Raw genomic sequence first — 19,291 nt, 5'->3', positions numbered from 1 at the left:
ACCACCCGGCGCCTGCTGCATCAGCCAGGTTCCATCAACCCTTGCTTTCCAGAATGCGTGGACGCAGAACCTCAAGAATGGAAGCGACGCAGGCTTCTACGGAAAAACTCGCGGTATCCAGCACGATCCGGGGAGCATCAGGCGCTTCGTAAGGAGCAGAAATGCCTGTGAAGTCGGGAATTTTTCCGGCTCGTGCCTTGGCGTACAGGCCCTTGGGATCGCGCTGCTCGCACACAGCCAGATCCGTGGCAACGTGCACTTCAATGAAACGGTCCGCACCAATGATTTCACAGGCCATTGCCCGGTCAGCGCGATAAGGTGAAATAAAAGCGGTGATCACCATCAGGCCGGCATCATTGAGCAGATGTGCCACTTCGGCAATCCGGCGGATGTTCTCTGCGCGATCCTCCGGCGAGAACCCCAGATCCTTGTTCAGACCATGCCGGACATTGTCTCCGTCCAGAACATAACACGCCCTGCCGGCATTGATCAGGGCGTGTTCAAGAGCAAAACCGATGGTCGATTTCCCGGCCCCCGAGAGGCCGGTCAGCCAGATCGTTGCAGACTCATGGCCAAAGAACCGGCTACGTGCTTCAGCCGGCACAAGGGCTTCGTGCCGGGTAATGTTGCTTGCCATGCGGCGTTTCTCCATCGATCACAAGACTGTTGCGCGCAGTATCACAAATTCAGGCCCGTTCCGCCGCAGTAAAACGGGTTTTATGCACAATTGCTTCCTGACATGCACCGACAAGGGCGTCAAATGCATGCACGACTCCATCGCAGCGGCAATTTCAAAAACAGCCTTCATCAGCCATGATCAAACAATCGCACATGTCCCGCGCAAACAGCACCCTTCCATACAGGAACAGTCATGCCCGTCCCGCTTGAACACGCCAGCGCCCTCGAAGCCGGTTTCGTCGACATCGGCGCGGCCTCGCTCGCCAGCGGCGTCTCCATCAAGATGATTCGCCACTATGAAGAACTTGGCCTGCTCGGCGCGGTGCCACGCACCGCAGCAAATTACCGCGTGTATGCGTTGCAACACATTCACACTCTGCGTTTCATCCTGCGCAGCCGCAAACTCGGCTTCTCGATGGACGAAATCCGCACCCTGCTCGGCCTGTGGCAGGACCGTCAGCGCTCCAGTGCCGCCGTCAAGAAAATTGCCGCGACACACATCGCTGAACTGCAGGCGCGCATTGGTGAGTTGCAAGGAATGGTGGACACCCTCAGCCAGCTCACCGCCTGCTGTGCCGGGGATCAGCGCCCCGACTGCCCGATCCTCGCCGATCTGGCTGGCCAGCAAGATGGCATGACAGATGGCAGCATGCCCGTGACGCCTGCCTAGCCGCTTGGCACCACGACGCACTACAATGCCCGAAATTTTGCGGAGACGAAGACGTGGGCTGGCTGATCCTGGTGGCAATCATCGGTGTGATGGGCTATTTCCTGTTACGCGCCTGGCGGGTGTGGCAGGAGCGCTTCGCCAATCGCCACGAGTTCGACGCCGACCATCTGGCGCTTCTGATGGCCCAGCGTGAAGAGATCGAGCAGCCCGCCGCGGCGCCAGCCCCTCTCCCTCAAGCACGCAGCCCCCGTCCGGCTCACAAGACCGTTCGCACAGCCCCGATGGCGGCCGATCTGCAGACGCCGCACCGCCCCCCCGCGCCCGCCAACGATTTTCATCATGGACGCCGCAAACCCTTGCTGGATGCGGCTGCACAGGAGGTTTTCCTGCGGCTGCAGACCGACATGCCGGGCTTCCCTGTCATGGCCGGTGTGGATATCGCCACGTTGCTTGATCCGCACGCCCCACCGCCACCGCGCGTGCCGGCAGATTTCGTGCTGTGCAAAAAGGATTTCACGCCGGCCGTGGTGATCTTCATCGAACGTCAGCATGCCGACCCGATGCTCGACCGCGCCGAAACCCTGCTGCGCCAGCACCGCCTGCGCGTGCTGCGCTGGCGCGCCGATGCCCTGCCCAAGCGCGAGGACATGCGGCACCAGATTTTCAAACCGAAAAGCGCCTGAACGCCGGGAGCGGCGGACCGACCTCCCAAGACCCGCGCCTGTAAAGCTTTTCAGGCACACCTACCCCAAGACCCGCAACTGACAAGCCTCTTCAGCACACCTGCCTGAAGAGGCGCTCCAGAAGCGGCTTGCCGGACATGCCTTGCAGGAAGGTCGCCTCGGGTAGCTTCAGATCCCGGCGCCCAGATCGAAGGTCTGGCTGCTCACCATCTGTTCGCCCTGGAACACACGCAGGTTACGCGGACGCAGCCACACGGTTTCGCCCGCCACCAGAGCCAGCTGGTTGTGGCGTTCGCGGGTCAGCTCGACCTCGAAGACTTCGCCCTGATGTTCGACCTCGACGCGCACCAGCGGACCGATGGCCTGCACGTGCAGCACACCGGCTGACAATGCACCGTCCGACGACTCCCGCTGAATCTCGATGTCATGCGGGCGCACAAAGGCCAGCGCCTCGTCTTTCTCGACATGCGCAGCCCGGTCGACATCTGCCCATTGTCCGTGCACGCGGCTGTGAAATACGTTCACGTTGCCCAGGAAGCGGTACACAAACGGACTGGCCGGAGCCGAATAAACCTGATCCGGCGTACCCATTTGCTCGATTCGCCCCTTGTTCATCACCACCACGCGGTCGGCCACCTCCAGCGCCTCTTCCTGGTCGTGGGTCACGAACACTGATGCAATATGCATTTCATCGTGCAGTCGACGCAGCCAGCGGCGCAGCTCCTTGCGTACCTGCGTGTCGAGCGCGCCAAAAGGTTCGTCGAGCAGCAAGACCTTGGGTTCCACCGCAAGGGCGCGGGCCAGCGCAATCCGCTGACGCTGGCCACCCGAGAGCTGCGAAGGATAACGCTCGGCCAGCCAGTCCAGCTGCACGAGCTTGAGGAGCTTCATCACCCGCTCGCGAATCTCGGATTCGGAAGGGCGCGTCGCGCGCGGCTTGACACGCAGGCCGAAGGCCACGTTCTCGAATACGCTCATGTGGCGGAACAGCGCGTAATGCTGGAACACGAAACCGACCTGCCGCTCACGCGTGTGCACGTGGGTGGCCTCTTCACCGTGGAAATGCACCGATCCCTGATCGGCAGACTCCATGCCCGCGATGATTCGCAGCAGCGTGGTCTTGCCGCAGCCGGAGGGGCCAAGCAGCGCCACCAGTTCGCCGGTAGGAATTTCCAGCGAGATGTTATCGAGCGCGGTGAAATTGCCGAAGCGCTTGCTGATGTTCTTGACTGCAATACTCATTTTTCAATCCTTTCCGGAGAACGCCGGGCCGCCTCAAGTTTTCCGTCCCCCGCTTGAGAGGCTGCTTGCTGCACAACCGCAGCCAGGGGCGCGCGCTCAGGTGGCAACTCCGCGCTGAGCATCTCGGTCTCTTTCTGCATCCGCCATTCCACAAAGGTTTTCGCCACCAGCGTGACCAGCGCGAGCAAGGCCAGCACCGAGGCGGCGGCAAAGGCACCGACGGTGTTGTACTCGTTGTAAAGAATCTCGACGTGCAAGGGCAGCGTATTGGTTTCGCCACGGATGTGCCCGCTAACCACGCTGACCGCGCCGAACTCCCCCATGGCACGGGCGTTGGCCAGAATCACGCCATACAGCAAACCCCATTTGATGTTTGGCAGGCTGACGCGCCAGAACATCTGCAAACCCGAAGCGCCGAGTGAAACGGCAGCCTCCTCTTCGTCCTTGCCCTGTGACTGCATCAGCGGAATCAGCTCGCGTGCAATGTAGGGAAAGGTGATGAACATGGTGGCGATCACCATCCCGGGCAGCGCGAAGATAATCTTGATGTCATGCGCCTGCAGCCAGGGGCCGAGCCAGCCCTGCCGACCGAAGATCAGGATGAACAGCAGGCCGGCCACCACCGGACTCACCGCGAAGGGCAGATCAATCAGGGTGGTCAGCAGGCTCTTGCCCCGGAACTCGAACTTGGCAATGGCCCAGGCTGCCGCCAGACCGAACAGCAGATTGAGAGGCAGGACCAGCAAGGCAATCAGCAAGGTCAGCCCCAGCGCGGAGAGCGCATCCGGCTCCATCAGCGCATGCCAGTACGGCCCGAAACCTTGCTTGAACGCCTCGGCAAACACCGCCAGCAGAGGCAGGCCCAGGAAGAAGAACAGGAAGCCCAGTGCCAGCACGATCAGTACGCAGCGCACCAGCAGGGACTCGGTATTCACGCGACGGACTGTGCTCATGCCTGCACCCCGTTCTCGATGTGGCGACCGCTATGCCGGTTGGCCGTCCACCACTGCAGCAGGTTGATCGCCAGCAGCAGCACGAAGGAGATCACCAGCATCACCACCGCCAGCACCGTGGCACCGGGCAAATCATATTGCTCCAGCTTGGAGATGATCAGCAGCGGCGTGATTTCGGACACCATCGGCATGTTGCCTGCGATGAAGATCACCGAGCCGTACTCACCAACGGCACGCGAGAACGCCAGCGTGAAACCGGTCAGCAAGGCCGGAAAAAGTGCGGGCAAGAGCACCCGGAAGAAAGTCTGCCCGCGTGTGGCGCCAAGGCTGGCGGCGGCCTCCTCGACTTCCTGCTCGATATCCTCGATCACCGGCTGCACCGTGCGCACCACAAAAGGAATGCCGATGAAGATCAGCGCCACGACAATGCCGGCGGGCGTGAAGGCCACCTTGAAACCCAGCACGCCTTCAAGGAACTGCCCCACCCAACCTGTGCTGGCATACAGCGTGGTCAGGGTGATCCCTGCTACGGCAGTAGGCAGCGCGAAGGGCAGATCGACAAAGGCATCGACCAGCCGCTTGCCGGGGAAGTCATAACGCACCAGTACCCAGGCGACAATCAGGCCGAACACGCCATTGACGATGGCTGCGATCAACGCACAGCCAAAGGTGATCTTGTACGCGGCAAAGGCCCGCTCAGTGGTGGCGATTGCCCAGAAATCCGCCAGCGAGAGTTGCGCGCTCCTGGCGATCAACGCCCCCAGCGGAATCAGCACCAGCAGCGAAAGGTAGACCAGCGAGTAGCCCAGAGACAGGCCGAACCCGGGCAGGACACGATGTGATTTTCTTGTCATGATGAAAAGGGGCCGGCATGGCCGGCCCCTTGCAGTCCGGTTGGATCGCTTACTTTACCTGATAGACCTGATCAAACGAGCCACCGTCTTTGAAGTGCGCGTTGAAAGCCTTGTCCCAGCTGCCAAAAACTTCTTCAACCGTGAAGGTCTTGATCGGCGGGAACTGCGCGGCATATTTCTTCAGGACATCCTTGTCGGTCGGGCGCAGATAGTTCTGCGCAGCATTCTCCTGGCCATCCTTGCTCCACAGATATTCCAGGTAAGCCTGAGCCTGCTTGCGGGTGCCACGCTTGTCGACCACCTTGTCGACCACGGCCACCGGGAATTCGGTCTGCAGGGTCTGGGTCGGATAGACCACATCGAAATTGCCGCGGCCGAATTCACGCGCGATCAACTCGGCTTCGCTCTCGAAGGTAATCAGCACATCACCCTGACCACGCTGGATGAAGTTGGTCGTTGCATCCCGCCCGCCCGGCGCGAAAGCCGGCACATTCTTGAGGAAGGCGCCAACGAAAGCGGCGGCAGTCTTCTCATTGCCACCGGGTTGGCGCTGCGCCCAGCCCCAGGCAGAAAGATAGGTATTGCGGCCGTTACCCGTGTTCTTGGGGTGTGGCAGGGTGATCGTCACGCCTGGCTTGACCAGATCGCTCCAATCCTTGAAACCCTTGGGATTGCCCTTGCGCACGATGAACACCATGGCGGAGGTGTAAGGCGAGGCGTTGTTCGGAAATTTCTTGTTCCAGTCGGCCGCAAGCAGGCCCTTCTCGGCGAGAAAGCTCACATCGGTCGGCTGGTTCATGGTCACCACATCGGCTTCCAGACCATCAGCGACGGCGCGTACCTGCTTGGAAGAACCGCCATGCGACTGCTTCACCACCAGCTCTTCGCCGGTCTTGGCTTTGTATGCCGCGATGAAGCGCGGGTTGTAATCCTTGAACACGTCGCGCGCGACATCGTAGGAGACGTTGAGAATTTCCTTCTGCTGGGCCTGGGCGGCACTCACGGCACCGATCAGAGCGGCGGCGGCAAAAGCAAGTTTGAGGGTTTTGTGCATGTTCTGGCTCCGTTGGTACTTGGGGGTGAGGCCAGTATGCAACGTCTTCATATCCAGAATTAGCTCAATACATGATTGATTTAGAAGAATTAGGAATATATCGCCAATAGAGAAGCCGCTTCATCGCAAGAGCCGCCATCCTGGAAGCGTGCCCGAAGAGCCGCACCTGGCGGGCCTCTTCAGACAAACCTGTTGCACACTCAATATCCATCTGCTTCAGCAGCATGCCATGCCGGAGATGCCCGCCAGAAGCGGCTCTACAGCCACCCGGCTTAAAGCACCTTCAGCGAATCGCCCATCTGCTGACGATAAAATTCGTGAAAGTGCTGCATGCCGTCTTCCATCGGCGACTGGTAAGGGCCGACTTCATTGATACCTTGTTTGAGCAGCGCGGCGCGGCCGCGATCCATGCGTTCGCCGATCTCGTCATCCTCAATGGCGGTTTCCATGTAGGCGGCACGCTCGGCTTCGATAAGTTCAGGCTCAAAGGCGGCAATTTCTTCGGGGTAATAGAACTCGACCACATTGAGGGTCTTGTCCACAGCCAGTGGTTGCAGATGACTGACCACCAGCACATGCGGATACCACTCGACCATGAGATTGGGGAAATAGGTCAGCCAGATCGCGCCATGCTTGGGCAACTCGCCGCCATTGAGTTCCAGCACGGCTTTCTGCCAGCGCGCATAGGCCGGGCTGCCGGACTTCTGCAACGAGGTGACGCCAACGCGCTGCACGGAATACCAGTCACCAAACTGCCAGGTCAGATCATCACAGGTGACAAAGTTGCCCAGGCCCGGATGGAAGGGCGCAACGTGATAGTCCTCCAGATAAACCTCGATGAAAGTCTTCCAGTTGTAGTTGCAGGTGTGATGCTCGACATGCCCCAGCACATAGCCGGAAAAATCCAGCTCCGGCGCCAGCTTCATGCCAGCCAGATCGGCATTCGCACTGCGCGGCCCCTTGAACTGCAGGCCTTGCCAGGCTTCGAGCTTCTGCCGCCCCAGATTCAGGCAGGGGTTCTGCGGAAAATGCGGCGCTCCGATCAGTTCGCCCTCATTGGTGTAGGTCCAGCGATGCACCGGGCACACCACATTGCGCGCCTTGCCACGCCCCTCCAGCATGACAGCCTGGCGATGACGACAGATGTTGGACATGGCATGCACACCGTCCTCGCCGCGCACCAGCATGCGGGCGTGGTCCTGCCAGCCCAGCGTGTAGTAATCAGACAGTTCCGGCACCATCAGTTCATGCCCGACGTAACCCGGCCCGGCATCGAAAAGCAGGCGCTTCTCCACTTCAAACAAAGCCGGATCAAAGTAAGCCGACACCGGCAGTTGCGAGACTGCAGGAGCCAGCAGGCGGGATGATGCGTTATCGGACATGCAGGACAATCCTTTTCAGCCGGAAACCTGAGGCTGTTGTTATACATTCGGCGGATCGGCGAATGTATAACAACAGCCCCTTAGCAATAAATTATAATCACGAGTTTACCCCGAGCCAGCCTCAGAAAGCCCGCCCCCACGCCATGGTCAAGAGCAAACACGCTGAACAGCCCGAAAGCTTCGAGAAGGCCGTCGCCGAGCTTGAATCCATCGTAGCCGCCATGGAGCGCGACGACCTTCCCCTGGAGCAGGCGCTGGCCAGCTATCAGCGCGGCATCACGTTGCTGCGCCAATGCCAGGGCACACTGACAGCAGCAGAGCAGAAGATCAGAATGCTGGAAGACGGCCAGCTCGTCGATTTGCCTGCCGGAGACACCCAATGAGCGAAACGAACTTCAAGGACTGGATGCGCCGCCAGCAGCAACGCGTGGAAACCGCTCTGGAACAGGCTCTGCCCGCGGCCAGCATTGCGCCGGAGCGCCTGCACGAAGCCATGCGCTACACCACTCTGGGCGGTGGCAAGCGTGTCCGCCCGCTGCTCGCTTTCGCCGCCGGCGAGCTTGCCGGCGCCCCTGTCGCCACTCTGGATGCCGCAGCTTGTGCCGTGGAGTGCATTCACGTCTATTCGCTGGTGCACGACGACATGCCCTGCATGGACGACGACGCGCTGCGCCGGGGCAAACCCACCGTACACGTTCAGTACGACGAAGCTACCGCCCTGCTGGTTGGCGATGCACTGCAGACGCAGGCCTTTGACATTCTCTCCGCGCCCGGCCTGTTTGCCGCCCCTATCCGCCAGTTGCGCGCCATCCACACTCTTGCACAGGCTTCAGGTTCGCGCGGCATGGCTGGCGGCCAAGCTATCGATCTGGCATCGGTCGGCAAGGATCTTTCGCGTGTCGAACTGGAAGTCATGCACTTGCACAAGACGGGTGCCCTGATTCGCGCCGCAGTGCTGCTCGGAGCCCTTTCCGGCGAAGTCAGCGACGAAGAACTGCAGCATCTGGATCGCTACGCCAAATGCATCGGCTTGCTGTTCCAGGTGGTCGATGACGTGCTCGACGCCGTTGCCGATACCGCCACGCTGGGCAAGACAGCCGGCAAGGATGCCGCCAATAACAAACCCACTTATGTGAGCATCCTCGGCCTTGCCGAGTCCAAAGCTCTGGCTCACGAACTGGCCGAAGAAGCCACGGCGGCGCTGGCTGGCTTTGGCGAGCGGGCGTTGCGCCTGCGTGAGCTGGCTCATTACATCGTCAGCCGCCAATTCTGATTCGCCACACACACGGATAATTACAGGGCAATCCCCCGACCCATGAACTCCTACCCGCTGCTGAAAACGATCAATGCACCAAGCGAGCTGCGCGAGCTTGATCGCAAACAACTGCCACAACTGGCCGATGAACTGCGTGCATTTCTGGTGGAATCCGTATCCAAGACCGGCGGCCATCTGTCATCGAACCTTGGCACGGTCGAGTTGACCATTGCCCTGCATTACGTTTTCGACACCCCCGCCGACCGCATCGTCTGGGACGTAGGCCATCAGACCTACGCTCACAAGGTCCTCACCGGCCGCCGTGAAGCCATGGCGGGACTGCGCCAGTACAAGGGGATTTCAGGCTTTCCGCGTCGTTGCGAGAGCAAATACGACACCTTTGGCACTGCTCACTCGTCCACGTCGATCTCCGCCGCACTGGGTATGGCCGTAGCCGCCCAGCACAAGGGAGAGAACCGCCACGGCATCGCCGTAATCGGCGACGGAGCCTTGTCTGCCGGCATGGCTTTCGAAGCGCTTAATAACGGGGGCGTACTGGATGCCAACCTGCTCGTCGTCCTGAATGACAACGAGATGTCAATCTCACCTCCGGTAGGTGCGCTGACCAAGATTCTTGCCCGCCTGCTCTCCGGCCGCACCTATGCTGCAGCCCGCCGTGCAGGCGAGAAAGTACTCGGCGCTTCGCTGACCAAAAAGGTGGAAGAGCACGTCAAGGGACTGGTTACGCCAGGCAGCACGCTGTTCGAGGAGTTTGGCTTCAACTATATCGGACCGATCGATGGTCACGATCTGGACGCCCTGATCCCGACACTACAGAACATTCGCAAGCTCAAGGGACCACAGTTCCTGCATGTGATCACCCGCAAGGGCCAAGGCTACAAACTGGCGGAAGCGGATCCGACGCTTTACCACGGGGTTGGAAAATTCGACCGTGCCGCAGGCATCCAGGCCGGCAATGGCAGCAGCAAACTGACTTTCACTCAGGTGTTCTCTGACTGGCTCTGCGACATGGCCGCACAGGACGACCGGTTGATGGCCATAACACCCGCAATGCGCGAAGGCTCGGGCTTGGTGCGCTTTGAACAGGAATTCCCGCAACGCTACTTTGACGTCGGGATTGCCGAGCAGCATGCTCTCACTTTTGCCGCCGGTCTGGCCTGCGAAGGCATGAAACCGGTCGTGGCAATCTACTCCACCTTTCTGCAGCGCGCCTACGATCAGCTGATTCACGACATTGCGCTGCAGAATCTGCCGGTCATGCTGGCGGTTGATCGCGGTGGTCTGGTCGGCGCAGATGGCGCCACACACCACGGAGCTTTTGATCTGTCCTTCCTCCTGTGCGTTCCAAACATGGTGGTCATGACGCCCAGCGACGAAAATGAATGTCGCCAGATGCTCTATACCGCCTACCGGCATGACGGCCCTTCTGCGGTGCGCTATCCGCGGGGCAGCGGCAACGGCACCCTGCCCCAGCCAACAATGCAGGCTCTGGATATCGGCAAGGGAGAAGTCCGCCGCAAAGGCAAAAAGATCGCTCTGCTGGCTTTTGGTACGCTGCTGCACGAAGCCCTGAAGGCTGGCGAGATTCTGGATGCCAGCGTTGCCAACATGCGTTTTGCCAAGCCTCTTGATGCCGGGCTGGCCTGTGAATTGGCAGCATCGCACGACCTGCTCGTGACACTGGAAGAAAACGCAGTAATCAGCGGCGCTGGCAGTGAAGTATCGCGCGCACTGGCAAATGCAGGCATGACAACAGCAGTCATGCACCTTGGACTGCCTGACCAGTTTGTGGATCACGGCGATCAGGCACAGCTTCTGCATGATATGGGCCTGGATACCCATTCAATCGTCGAGAGAATCCTTAACCATCCGGCAATAGCCAAAACCTAAAGACACGCATAGTTGAGCTTTTTGCTCAGGATTTATAGACTTCGTCCCTCGACTGACACAAAAAACGCCCGCCCCGTCAGGGTCGAGGCACATAGACAAGGCCCCCGCATGAACACCCTAGACAATACGATTCCTGACGTCCAAGGCTTTGAAGATCGCCGCCATCTGGCCATCAACAAGGTCGGCATCAAATCCATCCGCCACCCTGTACGCGTCATGGACCGCGGCCAGGGCGTACAACACACCATAGCGACCTTCGACATGTATGTCGGCCTGCCCCACAACTTCAAGGGCACCCACATGTCACGCTTCGTAGAGATACTGAATAGTCAGGATCGCGAAATTTCGGTCGAATCCTTTGAGCCGATGCTGCGTGAAATGGTCAAACGCCTCGAAGCCGAAACCGGCCATCTCGAAATGCGCTTTCCCTATTTCATCAACAAGAAAGCACCCGTCTCCGGCGTAGAAAGCCTGATGGACTACGATGTCCGTTTCGTTGGTGAAATCAAGGATGGAGGGCACTTCACGCTGACCATGCAGGTAATCGTGCCGGTCACCAGCCTGTGTCCATGTTCGAAAAAGATCTCGGCCTACGGAGCGCACAACCAGCGTTCGCACGTAACCATCACAGCACAAACCAATGCACTGGTGTGGATTGAAGAGTTGGTCGAACTTGCCGAGGCCGAAGCCTCCTGCGAACTGTTTGGCCTGCTCAAACGCCCGGACGAGAAATACGTAACCGAACGCGCCTACGACAATCCAAAATTTGTTGAAGATCTGGTGCGTGACGTAGCTGGCCGCCTCAACTCAGAAGACCGCATCGACGCTTATGTAGTGGAATCTGAAAACTTTGAATCGATCCACAATCACTCGGCTTATGCTCTGATCGAGCACGACAAGCGCCTATAGAAAACGTAAGCGTTCAGAAAAAAGGGCCGCCATAGGGCGGCCCTTTTTATTAACCCAAGCCCAGGAACAGGACAAAAAACAAAAAGCCCGCCAAAGCGGGCTTTTTGCCGACAATCCACCAGCGCTTAGCGCTTGGAGAACTGTTTACGCCGACGAGCCTTGCGGAAGCCGACTTTCTTGCGCTCAACTTCACGTGCATCACGGGTAACAAAACCTGCTTTTTTCAGCACAGGCTTCAGTTCCGGGCTGAAATCAATCAGGGCACGAGTAATGCCATGACGCACAGCACCAGCCTGACCCGACTCACCACCACCGATCACGTTGACCATGATGTCAAAGCTCGTAGTGTTTTCGGTCAGCTGAAGCGGCTGACGCACAATCATGCGGCCGGTTTCGCGGGAAAAGAACTCGTCAACCGGCTTGCCATTGACAACGATCTTGCCGGAACCTGCCTTGATGAAGACACGGGCGATAGCCGTCTTGCGACGACCCGTACCGTAATTATATTGACCGACGGGCATTACTCTCGCTCCTGATTAGATGTCCAGCACCTTGGGCTGCTGCGCAGCGTGCGGGTGAGCCGCACCAGCGTAGCACTTGAGCTTCTTGAGCATGGCGTAGCCGAGCGGCCCCTTGGGCAGCATGCCCTTGACAGCCTTCTCAAGCACGCGCGCCGGGAAGCGCTGCTGCAGCTTGGTGAAGTTGGTTTCGTAAATACCGCCGGGATAACCGGAGTGACGGTAGTACTTCTTGTCCAGCGCTTTGTCGCCGGTAACGCGCAGCTTTTCAACGTTCGTGACGATGATGAAGTCACCGGTATCAACGTGCGGCGTATAGATAGCCTTGTGCTTGCCACGGAGGCGGCGAGCAATCTCGCTAGCCAAACGACCGAGCACCTTGTCAGTCGCATCGACGACGAACCAGTCGTGCGTCACTTCATGCGGCTTGGCGGAAAAGGTCTTCATCAGAGTTTCCTCTAGTCTTGTCTTGTGTTGTGCGTCGTACGGACACCCGTACGCGGAAAGTCGGCAAGTATATGCCTTTTAAAATAGTGCTGTCAAACAAGATCAGCACATTCGGCAAAACACTCACGAGCCAAACGCTACCAGCTTCATTCGCGCACCACCGAGGATTTGCAATAAAAAAACGCAGCCCTTGTGGGGCTGCGCCAAGTCCACACCAAAGGAGGAGGGTGGAGGAGACAAACTTCTGACCCAGACTTGCTTGGCAAATCGATCAGCACGGTCTGATTATGACCAGCCGTATGGTGCATTGCAAGATTTATTTGTTTGACAAACGGAGAATGTTTCTATTGAAACATTGGTTTTATTTATCTTCCAAAAAGCCTTGCCGTCACGAACCTGAGCAATTGCTCGCCCCCCCCTCCTCGCAAATCACCCCTCCGCTGCAGTGCAGCGCGAACTCTGCGCCAAATTTGAGAGGCTCGTGTTCAGGCGCTACACTCACCACCCCAAACAGGAGGACCCCGATCATGGAATGCAAAATCAGATGGGATGGCGACGCCCGATTTCTCGCCGTCACAGGCAGCGGACATCAAGTCGCCATGGAAGGCGCTGCCGAACTTGGCGGCAAGGATCAGGCCCCACGTCCGATGGAAATGATTCTGGCAGGCGCAGGCGGATGCACCGCATACGACGTGGTGCTGATCCTGAAGCGTGGCAGGCATGCGATCACCGGCTGCGAGGTCCAATTGCGCGCAGAGCGGGCCGAAACAGATCCGAAGGTATTCACGCGCATCCACTATCACTACGTGGTCAGCGGCGAGAGCCTGAAACACGAAGTCGTCGAGCGGGCCATCAAACTTTCGGCAGACAAGTACTGCTCCGCATCAATCATGCTGGGCAAGACGGCCGAGATCACTCACGACTTCGAAATAGTGAGCACGCCAGCAGCCTGAGCACCTTCTACACGCGATAAGCCAGCGTAGTCATTACACGCGAGGCGAGGCGCATAGCCCCCCGCACGGGCGGGGGCAGTGCGCTGCCGCCAAGATTGACGGCCATTTCGGCATGCACAGTTTCATCCGTCTTCATCTGACTGAGGATGCTGCGGGAGCGAAGGTCCTCGGGAGCGACTTTCGCAAGATGCAAGCTCAGATGCGCCTCAACTTGCCGCTCCGTTTCTGCCAAGAACCCCAAGCTCCAGCGATCTCCTGCCAGCCCTGCCGCTACGCCGATCGACAGAGACCCTGCATACCACAAAGGATTGAGCAGGCTGGTTCGCCCACCCAATTCCTGAATACGCTGCAGCGTCCATGCAAGATGCTCGGTCTCTTCATTGGCAGCCTGCTCCAGCGCGACACGCGCATGGCTCGTTCGCGCCGTGATGGCCTGTCCCTGATACAGGGCCTGAGCGCAGATTTCGCCGACATGGTTGATCCGCATCAGCGCCGCCGTATGGCGCCTCTCCGCATCGGACAGCACAGTTTCCGGCTCATCGCATCCGGGCACAGGCCGTAAGGAACGTGGTGGCGCGGCCAGCGTACGCAATGCTCGGTCGAAATTCAGGATCGCGCGATCAAGCAGGGAGAAAGACATCATCACACCCCCGCCGCATCGAGCGCGTAGGCGCGAGGACGGGACTGCAGGTCGCCATGAAACAGCATGTCTGCAAGTTCGTTCAACGCCAGACGATAGACGCCGCGTTTGAATTCAATGACGGACTCCAGCGGCACCCAGAAATCAGTCCAGCGCCAGGCGTCGAACTCCGGATGCCCGCTCGCGCGCAGACTGATATCCGTATCGCGCCCAACCAGACGCAGCAGGAACCAGATCTGCTTCTGACCACGATAGGTGCTGCGCCATTCGCGCTTGATCCAGTGTTTGGGCACGTCATAGCGCAACCAGTCACGGGTCCGGGCGAGCACGCGCACATGCTCGGGACGCAAGCCGACTTCCTCGTAGAGCTCGCGGTACATCGCCTGCTCGGGTGATTCACCCTGCTTGATGCCACCTTGCGGAAACTGCCAGGAATGTTCGCGGATGCGCTTGCCCCAAAAAACCTCGTTATTCGAGTTGACGATGACGATGCCGACATTGGGGCGATAACCGTCCCGGTCGAGCATGAGAATTCACCTGAATGTTGAACGTTTGACACGATTCTTTCACAGATCATCGGGCAAGGAAACCACCCTTCCCCGCAGCGCCCGCCATTACTGACGCTCAGGTACAATCCCGGCTTATTTAACGAATACGTCTAGCCTCCGATCATGCGTGCCAGCCAGTTTTACATATCAACCCTCAAGGAAGCTCCCTCCGATGCAGAAATCATCAGCCACAAGCTGATGATGCGTGCGGGCTTCATCAAGAAACTTTCCGCAGGCATCTACAACTACATGCCGATGGGGCTGCGAGTGATCCGCAAGATCGAGAACATCATCCGCGAGGAAATGAATCGAGCCGGCGCAGTGGAGCTTTCCATGCCCATCGTGCAACCCGCCGAGCTGTGGCAGGAAACCGGCCGCTTTGACAAGATGGGGGACGAACTGCTGCGCTTCAAGGACCGCCATCAACGCGACTTCGTCATGCAGCCAACCTCGGAAGAGGTCATCACCGACATCGTCCGGCAGGACCTGCGCAGCTACCGCCAACTGCCGAAAAATCTGTACCAGATCCAGACCAAGTTCCGCGACGAGCGCCGCCCGCGCTTCGGCATCATGCGCGGTCGTGAATTCACGATGAAAGACGCCTACTCCTTCCACAAGGACTTCGACGATCTAAAGCGCGAATACCAGAACATGTTCAGCGCCTACTCCTTGATCTTCACTCGTCTCGGTCTTGAGTTCCGCGCAGTAGCGGCCGATACCGGCGCTATCGGCGGCACCGGCTCGCATGAATTCCACGTGATTGCAGAGACCGGTGAGGACGCCATCGCCTACAACCCGGACTCGGAATACGCAGCCAACGTCGAGCTGGCGGAAGCCCTGATACCCGCGACGTCGCGCCCGGCTCCATCAGCCGCACTGACGAAGATTCACACGCCTGGCGCCAAGACCATCGAACAGCTCGCCGCCTTCCTCAAGATCGACGCCTGCCAGACCGTCAAGTCCGTCATCGTCGATGGCGACGCAGGCGTACCGGTACTGCTCCTGCTACGCGGCGATCATGAGCTGAATGAAGTCAAGGCCAGCAAGCTGGCGGGCGTGTTCTCGCCGCTGCGCTTTGCCTCACCCGCCACGATCCGCGAAGCTTTCGGTGCCGAACCAGGCTCCATCGGCCCGATCGGCTTCCAGGGCAAGGTTTACATGGACCGCTCCGTTGCCGTGATGGCCGATGCTGTCATCGGCGCCAACGAAAACGACTACCACTACACCGGCGCCAACGTCGGTCGCGACTTCCCGGAACCCAAAGTTGCCGACATCCGCAACGTCGTCGCCGGCGATCCGTCGCCCGACGGCAAGGGCACTCTCGCCATCTGCCGCGGCATCGAAGTCGGCCACATTTTCCAGTTGCGCACGCGTTATTCCGAAGCCATGGGCTGCAAGTTCATCGGCGAGGACGGCAAGGAGCAGGTGATGGAGATGGGCTGTTACGGCATCGGCGTGACCCGCATCATGGGGGCCGCCATCGAGCAGAATTTCGACGAGCGCGGCATCATCTGGCCGGACGCCATTGCACCTTTCCAGATCGTCATCTGCCCGATGGGCTGGAGCCGCTCGGAGACGGTGCGGGAAGCCGCGACAGCTCTCTATACCGAACTTCAGACAGCCGGCTTCGACGTGATCCTTGACGATCGTGACGAGCGACCTGGTGCGATGTTTGCTGACTGGGAACTGATTGGGGTCCCGCACCGTGTCGTTATCGGCGAACGTGGTCTGAAGGAAGGTATGGCGGAGTACCAAGGGCGCCGCGATGCAGAGGCATCCAAAATCGCCATTGCCGAAGCCGCCACATTCGTCAAATCGCAGCTTGGTTGAAGCAGATGCGCTACTGGCTTGCCCCTCTTACTTACGCCCTGCTTTGTACGCCTGCTTGGGCCGGCGCACAAAAGGAAGAGGCTCTTGCTGCAAGCGTGCAAGCGGCGCTTCACTCGGCGGTAAGTGATCGGGCATCTCCTGAGCCCATCTTTTCATCGTTCGATGAAAAGCTTCGCTGGCTCAACGAGATGGTGCCACGCTTGGGCCGCAAGATCCCGGATACCCGCGAGCGCATCGAACTGCTTAAAACCGTATATTACGAAGCTCAGCGTGCAGGGCTTGACCCCCAGTTGGTACTCGGCTTGATCCAAGTTGAAAGCGGTTTCCGAAAGTACGCGGTGTCCAGTGCTGGCGCTCGTGGCCTGATGCAGGTAATGCCCTTTTGGGTAAAACAAATAGGGACAACAGATCAGGACTTATTCCATTTGCGCACAAACCTGCGTTATGGTTGCACCATCCTGCGCTACTACCTGGACATTGAAAAAGGTGACTTATACCGTGCGCTGGGGCGCTATAACGGCAGTTTGGGGCGCCCTGAGTACCCCAATGCAGTGCACGCCGCATGGCAAAGCAACTGGAAGTTCATGCCTGACAAAGTAGCGCAATCATCACCCACTACAATTACTCGTTGAGAAAGGTCGTAGTACTTGGAATAATGCTGTTTGGCGTCAATGAAGACCCCAGAGTTTGCTTGACAACACACTAGGAGGACAAACCCATGAAGCATCAGCTTAGCCTCGTCGTTGCATCACTCTCGCTCGCATTGCTCTCTGCTTGCAGCTCTGCGCCAACCTACACCCCCCCCGCTACACCAGCCGTTGTCAAAGATGGCGTCTTGGTGGACCACAATGGCATCACGCTTTACACCTTTGACAAAGATATCACTCCGGGAAAAAGCGTCTGTAACGTCAAGTGCCCGTTCAATTGGCCGCCGCTCTTCGCTACCCCGGACGACGTAGCTAAAGGCGACTGGACAATTTTTGAACGCGACGATGGCATGACACAGTGGGCTTACAAGGGGAAACCTCTGTACAACTACTTGGAAGACAAAAAGCCTGGTGATAGAAAAGGGGAAAGCAAAGCAGATTGGAAAGTTGCCAAGCCCTAACTGACCACAAGGTTTCCCAAAGAAAAAGGCCGCTAACGCGGCCTTTTTCTTTGGGGCTCACACGCATGTGTCCAGCATCAATACCCTGTTTGAGCATAATTTTCGAAACGCGTGTACTCACCGATAAAGGTTAGCGGGACCATCCCCGTCGGACCATTACGATGCTTGGCGATGATTAACTCCGCTTTACCCTTGTCTTCTGTATCTGGATGGTAAATTTCGTCACGATACACAAACATAATGATATCTGCATCCTGCTCCAAGGCGCCAGATTCTCGCAAATCAGATGCCATCGGACGCTTGTCAGTTCGCTGCTCAAGACTGCGATTCAGCTGAGAAAGTGCCATGATTGGCACATGCAGCTCCTTGGCCAGCGATTTAACCGAGCGCGAAATTTCTGACAATTCAGCCGCACGGTTGTCCGTCTCTTTGTGTGATGTCATCAATTGTAGATAGTCAATAACAATCAAACCCAGCTTCCCTCCGCATTGACGATGCAGCCGTCGAGCCCGTGCCCGCAAATCAATGGGATTGAGCCCTGGCGTTTCATCAATGAAAATCGGGGCTTCATGTAATCGCCCAAGGGAGTAAGACAAGCGTTGCCACTCATCATCATTGAGTTTCCCTGTTCTCAATCGATGCTGATCCAATCGCCCTACAGACGAAATAAATCGCATCACCAATTGCGTCGCCGGCATTTCCATTGAGAAAACAGCAACAGGCAGTTGAGCCTCAAGGGCGACACTTTCTGCGATATTCAGAGCAAACGATGTTTTACCCATCCCCGGACGACCAGCGACAATGATCATGTCTGTGGCCTGAAGTCCAGACGTTATCTTGTCCAAGTCTGCCAAACCAGTTGGTACTCCAGTAACTGCTGCCGGATTATCCCTGTCGTACAACTCCTGAATTCTGTCTACGACTTGGCCCAATACCGGCTGGATTGGAACAAACCCACTGTTGTGACGACTTCCCTCATCACGGATATTCAGAATGTTCGCTTCGGCCTCATCAAGAATCAGGCTTGCATCCCGACCGGATGGAGTCAAGGCTTTGGCCGCAATTTCATCTCCAACCGTCACAAGCTTTCGCAGAATTGCTCGTTCACGCACAATCTCTGCATAACGCCGAATATTCGCAGCAGACGGAGTGTTATTGGCAATCTCTCCGATGTAGGCCAGGCCGCCAACGTGCTGTGCGTCACCGCTTTTGTCCAGTGATTCGAAAACCGTCACCACATCGGCCGGCTTTCCCTGCTCAATCAACTTGGCAATGTGATGAAAGATTCTTCGGTGCTCATCCCGATAGAAGTCTACCTCGCTAACCAGATCAGCAATGCGATCCCATGCCGAGTTGTCGAGCAGTACGCCACCGAGCAACGACTGCTCCGCTTCGACCGAATGTGGTGGAAGCTTCAAGGCTGCCATTTGCATGTCTTCAATGGGCGGAGTAGAAAAACCGGTGTCGCGGGGGTGTGCCATAGGAGGAGGATCTACGCAGTAGAGAAGGAAGTTTACTTCAGGGCAGATCGAATTAGAAAGTAAAACGCCCCCCTCTGATGCAGAGGGGGGCGTTTTGTATAGATAGTCTGACGATGACCTACTTTCGCATGGGCAATCCACACTATCATCGGCGCGGTTTCGTTTCACGGTCCTG

General features: G+C 58.1%; 21 protein-coding genes. 10 read left to right on the top strand and 11 right to left on the bottom strand.

What is annotated here, in order from left to right; translation table 11 throughout:
• Positions 1-34 precede the first annotated feature (34 nt).
• Positions 35-637: an adenylyl-sulfate kinase gene (gene cysC / locus Q9Q94_RS17720; protein ID WP_305981463.1), complete on the bottom strand. Its 603-nt coding sequence runs from the start codon at positions 635-637 to the stop codon at positions 35-37.
• Positions 638-871: 234 nt separating this feature from the next.
• Here cysC and cueR point away from each other — a divergent pair, with 234 nt between their 5' ends.
• Positions 872-1,348 carry a Cu(I)-responsive transcriptional regulator gene (cueR, locus tag Q9Q94_RS17715; protein WP_305981462.1) on the top strand — a complete coding sequence of 159 codons (477 nt, stop codon included), beginning with the start codon at positions 872-874 and terminating at the stop codon, positions 1,346-1,348.
• A gap of 53 nt (positions 1,349-1,401) precedes the next feature.
• On the top strand, positions 1,402-2,031 hold the full coding sequence (locus Q9Q94_RS17710; protein ID WP_305981461.1) for a hypothetical protein: 630 nt from the start codon (positions 1,402-1,404) through the stop codon (positions 2,029-2,031).
• Positions 2,032-2,199: 168 nt separating this feature from the next.
• Here the strand turns inward: Q9Q94_RS17710 and Q9Q94_RS17705 are convergent, their stop codons facing one another.
• The 5 genes from Q9Q94_RS17705 to Q9Q94_RS17685 form a co-directional block, all read right to left on the bottom strand.
• Complete coding sequence (locus Q9Q94_RS17705) at positions 2,200-3,273, bottom strand: sulfate/molybdate ABC transporter ATP-binding protein (protein WP_305981460.1); 1,074 nt, start codon at positions 3,271-3,273, stop codon at positions 2,200-2,202.
• Positions 3,270-4,226 carry a sulfate ABC transporter permease subunit CysW gene (gene cysW, locus Q9Q94_RS17700; protein WP_305981459.1) on the bottom strand — a complete coding sequence of 319 codons (957 nt, stop codon included), beginning with the start codon at positions 4,224-4,226 and terminating at the stop codon, positions 3,270-3,272. Before cysW ends, Q9Q94_RS17705 begins: the two co-directional genes overlap by 4 nt.
• Positions 4,223-5,080, bottom strand: coding sequence for a sulfate ABC transporter permease subunit CysT (cysT, locus tag Q9Q94_RS17695; protein WP_305981458.1), 858 nt, complete (start codon positions 5,078-5,080; stop codon positions 4,223-4,225). Before cysT ends, cysW begins: the two co-directional genes overlap by 4 nt.
• 49 nt (positions 5,081-5,129) lie before the next feature.
• Complete coding sequence (locus Q9Q94_RS17690; protein WP_305981457.1) at positions 5,130-6,134, bottom strand: sulfate ABC transporter substrate-binding protein; 1,005 nt, start codon at positions 6,132-6,134, stop codon at positions 5,130-5,132.
• 272 nt (positions 6,135-6,406) lie between these two features.
• Positions 6,407-7,516, bottom strand: a complete 1,110-nt coding sequence (locus Q9Q94_RS17685) for an aromatic ring-hydroxylating dioxygenase subunit alpha (protein WP_305981456.1) — start codon at positions 7,514-7,516, stop codon at positions 6,407-6,409.
• A 62-nt stretch (positions 7,517-7,578) separates the two neighbouring features.
• Here Q9Q94_RS17685 and Q9Q94_RS17680 point away from each other — a divergent pair, with 62 nt between their 5' ends.
• The 4 genes from Q9Q94_RS17680 (at position 7,579) to folE2 (ending at position 11,591) form a co-directional block, all read left to right on the top strand.
• On the top strand, positions 7,579-7,899 hold the full coding sequence (locus Q9Q94_RS17680) for an exodeoxyribonuclease VII small subunit (protein ID WP_371929876.1): 321 nt from the start codon (positions 7,579-7,581) through the stop codon (positions 7,897-7,899).
• Positions 7,896-8,789 carry a polyprenyl synthetase family protein gene (locus Q9Q94_RS17675; RefSeq protein ID WP_305981455.1) on the top strand — a complete coding sequence of 298 codons (894 nt, stop codon included), beginning with the start codon at positions 7,896-7,898 and terminating at the stop codon, positions 8,787-8,789. Before Q9Q94_RS17680 ends, Q9Q94_RS17675 begins: the two co-directional genes overlap by 4 nt.
• Positions 8,790-8,831: 42 nt before the next feature.
• Positions 8,832-10,682 (top strand): 1-deoxy-D-xylulose-5-phosphate synthase, encoded by a 1,851-nt coding sequence (dxs, locus tag Q9Q94_RS17670; protein ID WP_305981454.1) that lies wholly within the window; start codon positions 8,832-8,834, stop codon positions 10,680-10,682.
• 108 nt (positions 10,683-10,790) lie between these two features.
• Complete coding sequence (folE2, locus tag Q9Q94_RS17665) at positions 10,791-11,591, top strand: GTP cyclohydrolase FolE2 (protein WP_305981453.1); 801 nt, start codon at positions 10,791-10,793, stop codon at positions 11,589-11,591.
• A 125-nt stretch (positions 11,592-11,716) separates the two neighbouring features.
• On the opposite strand, the gene rpsI is transcribed toward folE2, so the two are convergent.
• Both rpsI and rplM read right to left on the bottom strand, forming a co-directional pair.
• Positions 11,717-12,112 (bottom strand): 30S ribosomal protein S9, encoded by a 396-nt coding sequence (rpsI, locus tag Q9Q94_RS17660; protein WP_305981452.1) that lies wholly within the window; start codon positions 12,110-12,112, stop codon positions 11,717-11,719.
• Between the two features lie 15 nt (positions 12,113-12,127).
• A complete protein-coding gene (gene rplM / locus Q9Q94_RS17655; protein WP_305981451.1) occupies positions 12,128-12,556 on the bottom strand; it encodes a 50S ribosomal protein L13 in 429 nt (142 codons plus the stop codon).
• Positions 12,557-13,083: 527 nt separating this feature from the next.
• Between rplM and Q9Q94_RS17650 the strand changes: the two genes are divergently transcribed.
• The gene (locus Q9Q94_RS17650) at positions 13,084-13,509 is read left to right on the top strand and encodes an OsmC family protein (protein WP_305981450.1); all 426 of its coding nucleotides are present in this window, start codon (positions 13,084-13,086) and stop codon (positions 13,507-13,509) included.
• Positions 13,510-13,516: 7 nt separating this feature from the next.
• Here Q9Q94_RS17650 and coq7 read toward each other — a convergent pair whose 3' ends face one another.
• Both coq7 and Q9Q94_RS17640 read right to left on the bottom strand, forming a co-directional pair.
• Positions 13,517-14,137 (bottom strand): 2-polyprenyl-3-methyl-6-methoxy-1,4-benzoquinone monooxygenase, encoded by a 621-nt coding sequence (gene coq7, locus Q9Q94_RS17645; RefSeq protein ID WP_305981499.1) that lies wholly within the window; start codon positions 14,135-14,137, stop codon positions 13,517-13,519.
• Between the two features lie 14 nt (positions 14,138-14,151).
• Positions 14,152-14,676 carry an RNA pyrophosphohydrolase gene (locus tag Q9Q94_RS17640; RefSeq protein ID WP_305981449.1) on the bottom strand — a complete coding sequence of 175 codons (525 nt, stop codon included), beginning with the start codon at positions 14,674-14,676 and terminating at the stop codon, positions 14,152-14,154.
• A gap of 144 nt (positions 14,677-14,820) precedes the next feature.
• Between Q9Q94_RS17640 and Q9Q94_RS17635 the strand changes: the two genes are divergently transcribed.
• The 3 genes from Q9Q94_RS17635 to Q9Q94_RS17625 all read left to right on the top strand — a co-directional run bounded on the left by Q9Q94_RS17635 (position 14,821) and on the right by Q9Q94_RS17625 (position 17,635).
• On the top strand, positions 14,821-16,527 hold the full coding sequence (locus Q9Q94_RS17635; RefSeq protein ID WP_305981448.1) for a proline--tRNA ligase: 1,707 nt from the start codon (positions 14,821-14,823) through the stop codon (positions 16,525-16,527).
• Between the two features lie 5 nt (positions 16,528-16,532).
• Complete coding sequence (locus Q9Q94_RS17630) at positions 16,533-17,159, top strand: transglycosylase SLT domain-containing protein (RefSeq protein WP_305981447.1); 627 nt, start codon at positions 16,533-16,535, stop codon at positions 17,157-17,159.
• A gap of 86 nt (positions 17,160-17,245) precedes the next feature.
• Positions 17,246-17,635, top strand: a complete 390-nt coding sequence (locus tag Q9Q94_RS17625; protein ID WP_305981446.1) for a hypothetical protein — start codon at positions 17,246-17,248, stop codon at positions 17,633-17,635.
• 77 nt (positions 17,636-17,712) lie between these two features.
• Here the strand turns inward: Q9Q94_RS17625 and dnaB are convergent, their stop codons facing one another.
• Positions 17,713-19,116, bottom strand: a complete 1,404-nt coding sequence (dnaB, locus tag Q9Q94_RS17620) for a replicative DNA helicase (protein ID WP_305981445.1) — start codon at positions 19,114-19,116, stop codon at positions 17,713-17,715.
• Positions 19,117-19,291 lie beyond the last annotated feature (175 nt).

This window comes from Uliginosibacterium sp. 31-16 (assembly GCF_030730865.1).
Classification (GTDB): domain Bacteria; phylum Pseudomonadota; class Gammaproteobacteria; order Burkholderiales; family Rhodocyclaceae; genus Uliginosibacterium.
This window is presented reverse-complemented; position numbering and strand designations above follow the sequence as displayed.

Coding starts and splice junctions, on each gene's coding strand:
- Q9Q94_RS17640 (WP_305981449.1), bottom strand. CDS start 14,676: ATGCTCGACCGGGACGGTTATCGCCCCAATGTCGGCATCGTCATCGTC.
- cueR (WP_305981462.1), top strand. CDS start 872: ATGCCCGTCCCGCTTGAACACGCCAGCGCCCTCGAAGCCGGTTTCGTC.
- cysT (WP_305981458.1), bottom strand. CDS start 5,080: ATGACAAGAAAATCACATCGTGTCCTGCCCGGGTTCGGCCTGTCTCTG.
- rpsI (WP_305981452.1), bottom strand. CDS start 12,112: ATGCCCGTCGGTCAATATAATTACGGTACGGGTCGTCGCAAGACGGCT.
- dnaB (WP_305981445.1), bottom strand. CDS start 19,116: ATGGCACACCCCCGCGACACCGGTTTTTCTACTCCGCCCATTGAAGAC.
- cysW (WP_305981459.1), bottom strand. CDS start 4,226: ATGAGCACAGTCCGTCGCGTGAATACCGAGTCCCTGCTGGTGCGCTGC.
- Q9Q94_RS17630 (WP_305981447.1), top strand. CDS start 16,533: ATGCGCTACTGGCTTGCCCCTCTTACTTACGCCCTGCTTTGTACGCCT.
- Q9Q94_RS17680 (WP_371929876.1), top strand. CDS start 7,579: ATGTATAACAACAGCCCCTTAGCAATAAATTATAATCACGAGTTTACC.
- Q9Q94_RS17675 (WP_305981455.1), top strand. CDS start 7,896: ATGAGCGAAACGAACTTCAAGGACTGGATGCGCCGCCAGCAGCAACGC.
- Q9Q94_RS17635 (WP_305981448.1), top strand. CDS start 14,821: ATGCGTGCCAGCCAGTTTTACATATCAACCCTCAAGGAAGCTCCCTCC.
- dxs (WP_305981454.1), top strand. CDS start 8,832: ATGAACTCCTACCCGCTGCTGAAAACGATCAATGCACCAAGCGAGCTG.
- cysC (WP_305981463.1), bottom strand. CDS start 637: ATGGCAAGCAACATTACCCGGCACGAAGCCCTTGTGCCGGCTGAAGCA.
- Q9Q94_RS17705 (WP_305981460.1), bottom strand. CDS start 3,273: ATGAGTATTGCAGTCAAGAACATCAGCAAGCGCTTCGGCAATTTCACC.
- Q9Q94_RS17690 (WP_305981457.1), bottom strand. CDS start 6,134: ATGCACAAAACCCTCAAACTTGCTTTTGCCGCCGCCGCTCTGATCGGT.
- Q9Q94_RS17625 (WP_305981446.1), top strand. CDS start 17,246: ATGAAGCATCAGCTTAGCCTCGTCGTTGCATCACTCTCGCTCGCATTG.
- folE2 (WP_305981453.1), top strand. CDS start 10,791: ATGAACACCCTAGACAATACGATTCCTGACGTCCAAGGCTTTGAAGAT.
- Q9Q94_RS17685 (WP_305981456.1), bottom strand. CDS start 7,516: ATGTCCGATAACGCATCATCCCGCCTGCTGGCTCCTGCAGTCTCGCAA.
- Q9Q94_RS17650 (WP_305981450.1), top strand. CDS start 13,084: ATGGAATGCAAAATCAGATGGGATGGCGACGCCCGATTTCTCGCCGTC.
- rplM (WP_305981451.1), bottom strand. CDS start 12,556: ATGAAGACCTTTTCCGCCAAGCCGCATGAAGTGACGCACGACTGGTTC.